The following is a 519-nucleotide window of genomic DNA, read 5'->3' on the forward strand; positions in this document are numbered from 1 at the left end:
GGCGCGCGTGGTCTGGCTGCTGCCGCTGGCGGCCATGCTCTTCTGGCGCCGGCCCGACGAGTTCAGGGCCTGAGAATCCACAAGAGAGCCAGGGCCGGCACGCCGAAGACGAGCAGCGCGATCGGCAGCTCCGACATCACCGTGTAGCCGGCGCGGGTGACCCCGATCCACATGTTCATGGCCGTGGCGATGAGCCAGATCAGCAGGAAGAGCTTCAACGTGGCGAGGGGATGGCCGAGGGCCCGCCCGGCGAACGCCATGCCGGCCAGGAGGACCAGCCCGCCGAGGATGATCAGGATCGTATGCACGCGATACCCACACCCATGCCGCGACAGCCGGGACCGGCCTGCCTCCCATGATGTCGGGCTTTTGCAACCGGCGCGAGCAGATCCCCCAGACCAATTCGCCGAAGCAGCTCCGCCCTGACACGATCGGCGACGCCGTTCACGATCTCCGCGCCGTCCTGCGAAGGATCGACGTGGACGCGGAAGGGGCGCTTGCCGAAGGGCATGTCCACCA

General features: G+C 68.0%; 1 protein-coding gene and 1 pseudogene. Both read right to left on the minus strand.

Going from position 1 to position 519, the window contains the following annotated elements; all coding sequences use genetic code 11:
- Positions 1-62: 62 nt before the first annotated feature.
- Complete coding sequence (locus AC1DWF_RS38590) at positions 63-308, minus strand: hypothetical protein (protein WP_476843673.1); 246 nt, start codon at positions 306-308, stop codon at positions 63-65.
- 68 nt (positions 309-376) lie between these two features.
- Positions 377-519, minus strand: a pseudogene (locus tag AC1DWF_RS38595) (oxidoreductase); the annotation flags it as partial.

The organism is Aminobacter sp. P4_D5, assembly GCF_056401815.1.